The organism is Rhizobacter sp. P2_H3 (assembly GCF_056403355.1).
Genome location: NZ_JBFUFQ010000418.1, coordinates 1 through 2,455 on the forward strand (window position 1 = coordinate 1; position 2,455 = coordinate 2,455).

A 2,455-nucleotide genomic window follows, 5' to 3' on the forward strand; every position below is an offset into this window, starting at 1 on the left:
TGCTGCACGAGCGCGTGCGCGCCCGCCGCGCGCGCGGCGACGACCCGTCGGAGGCCGACGGCACGGTGCTGGAGCACCTGGCGGCACGGCAGCAGCCGCTGGCGGTCGACGAGCAGCCGCGCTGCATCGCGATCGACGCGACCCGGCCGCTGCAGGCGGCGGCACTGGCCGCGCGCTGCCTCGCGCTGCCCCGCGCTCAGCGCGGCAGCCTGCAGGTGTTGATGCCGAACGGCAGGTAGGCCGGGCAGCGGCCGAACGCGCCGGTCAGCAGCGGCACGACCCCGATCCAGGCCCACGGGCCGAGCACCGAGAGCGCTGCCAGCGCGATGAGCGTGAGGCCGGCCCGCAGCCGCCGTGCGGGCGAGGATCTCCGAGGCGCGCGTCGGGCCTGCCGGCGGGTGGTGTCGGGACAGGGCGCAACCCTCGTCATGCAAAGCGACGGACCGCGATGTGCGAGGCGCATCGCGGCCTGCGTTGATCAAGCGCAAGGTGTGTGCCCGTGCAACGCCTAGATTGGATCGGTCACCCCGTTTCACACAGGAGAAAGCATGAAGACCGACGAGCAACTCAAGCAGGAAGTTTCGGCCGAGCTGGCGTGGGATCCCGCCACGCATGCCACCCAGATCGGCGTCGCGGTGAAGGATGGCGTCGTCACGTTGACGGGCCACATCGGCACCTTCGGGCAGAAGCATGCGGCGGTGCGCGCCGCGCAGCGCGTGGCCGGCGTCAGGGCGCTCGCGGTGGAGCTGGACGTGCGGCTGCTGAAGGAGCACCTGCGCAGCGACACCGAGATCGCTGCCAACGCCGAACTGGCGCTGAGCTGGAACACCGCGGTGTCGCCGAGTGCGGTGCAGCTGACCGTGGAACGAGGCTGGGTCACGCTGCGCGGCGAGGTCGATTGGGACTACCAGCGCCGCAGCGTCGAGAAGGCCATCCGCCCGCTGGCCGGCGTGGTCGGCATCAGCAACCTGATCGCGCTGCGCGCGCAGCCCAAGGTCGACGACCTGAAACGCAAGATCGAGGAAGCGCTGATCCGCCAGACGCTGCGCGAGAGCCAGCGCATCCAGGTGAGCGTCGAGGGCCACACCGTGCGGCTGACCGGCCGCGTCGATTCGTGGCACGAGCGCGAGGCCGCGCAGGGCGTGGCCTGGGCGGCGCCCGGCGTGCGGACGGTGGTCAACGACCTGACCGTCGGCTGACGCCCGAGGAGATCCTTCATGCATCCATTCATGCGGGCGTTGTCGCTCGCTTTCGCCTGCGCCGCGGCACTCGTGCTCGGCGGCTGCGGCTACAACACGTTGCAAGGCAGCGACGAGCAGACCCAGGCCGCCTGGTCCGAGGTCGTCAACCAGTACCAGCGGCGGGCCGACCTGGTGCCGAACCTGGTGGCCACCGTGAAGGCCGAGGCGGACTTCGAGCAATCGACGCTCACCCGCGTGGTCGAGGCACGCGCCCGCGCGACCGCGGTGCAGGCGACGCCGGCGCTCGTCAACGACCCGCAGGCGTTCCAGAAGTTCCAGCAGGCGCAGGGCGAGCTGTCGAGCGCGCTGGCGCGGTTGCTGGCGGTCTCGGAGAACTACCCGACGCTGCGCGCGAACCAGGCCTTCCGCGACCTGCAGGCACAGCTGGAGGGCACCGAGAACCGCATCGCGGTCGCGCGCAACCGCTACATCCAGTCGGTGCAGGCCTACAACGTCACGGTGCGCTCGTTCCCGTCGAACCTGACCGCGATGGCGTTCGGCTTCCAGGAGAAGCCGAACTTCGCGGTCGACAACGAGCGGGCGATCGCCCAGCCGCCGCGGGTGGATTTCGGCGCGCCGCCGCCGGCACCGGCGGCATCGCGATGAACGCCGCACGCGCGGCGCGGGTGGCACTGTGCGCGCTGTTGCTCGCCTGCGGCGTGCACGGTGCCGCCGCGCTGGTCGCGGTGCCGCCGCTGCGCGGCCACGTGACCGACCTGACCGCGACGCTGAGCGCCTCCGCGCAGGCCGAGCTCGAGCGCAAGCTTGCCGCGTTCGAGGCGCGCAAGGGCAGCCAGCTGGCGGTGCTGATCGTCGCGACGACGCAGCCCGAGCCGATCGAGGCGTACGCGCTGCGCGTGGCCGAGCAGTGGAAGCTCGGGCGGCGCAAGGTGGACGACGGCGCGATCCTCGTGATCGCGAAGGACGACCGGGCGTTGCGCATCGAGGTGGGCTACGGCCTGGAGGGCGTGCTCAACGATGCCACCTGCAAGCGCCTCATCGACGAGGTGATCGTGCCGCGGCTGCGGCAGCAGGATGTCGCCGGCGGCGTCGCGGCCGGCGTGGACCGCATGATCGGCATCGTCGACGGCGAACCACTGCCCGCGGCGGCACCGCGCGACGGCGCGCAGGACATCGGCGAGTTGCCGCGCGGCCTGCCGTTCGTGCTGCTGGCGGCGCTGGCTGTCGGCGGGGTGCTGCGCGCGGTGCTGGGC

Annotated in this window: 5 protein-coding genes; 4 read left to right on the plus strand and 1 reads right to left on the minus strand. The window is 72.2% G+C overall.

Annotation, left to right across the window (positions count from 1 at the left end; all coding sequences use genetic code 11):
- Positions 1 to 239 (plus strand): P-loop nucleotide/nucleoside kinase family protein (locus AC1D1T_RS31770; RefSeq protein ID WP_477993351.1); only part of this gene is annotated, 239 nt, incomplete at its 5' end.
- Here the strand turns inward: AC1D1T_RS31770 and AC1D1T_RS31775 are convergent.
- Positions 197 to 430: a YgaP family membrane protein gene (locus AC1D1T_RS31775; protein ID WP_477828549.1), complete on the minus strand. Its 234-nt coding sequence runs from the start codon at positions 428 to 430 to the stop codon at positions 197 to 199. The genes AC1D1T_RS31770 and AC1D1T_RS31775 overlap by 43 nt on opposite strands.
- 118 nt (positions 431 to 548) lie before the next feature.
- Between AC1D1T_RS31775 and AC1D1T_RS31780 the strand changes: the two genes are divergently transcribed.
- The 3 genes from AC1D1T_RS31780 to AC1D1T_RS31790 all read left to right on the plus strand — a co-directional run.
- On the plus strand, positions 549 to 1,199 hold the full coding sequence (locus tag AC1D1T_RS31780; protein WP_477828550.1) for a BON domain-containing protein: 651 nt from the start codon (positions 549 to 551) through the stop codon (positions 1,197 to 1,199).
- An 18-nt stretch (positions 1,200 to 1,217) separates the two neighbouring features.
- Entirely contained in the window at positions 1,218 to 1,847 is a 630-nt protein-coding gene (locus tag AC1D1T_RS31785; RefSeq protein ID WP_477828551.1) for a LemA family protein, read from the plus strand.
- Positions 1,844 to 2,455, plus strand: a 612-nt coding sequence (locus tag AC1D1T_RS31790) for a TPM domain-containing protein (protein ID WP_477993353.1), incomplete at its 3' end; no start/stop codon positions are given. The genes AC1D1T_RS31785 and AC1D1T_RS31790, both read left to right, overlap by 4 nt.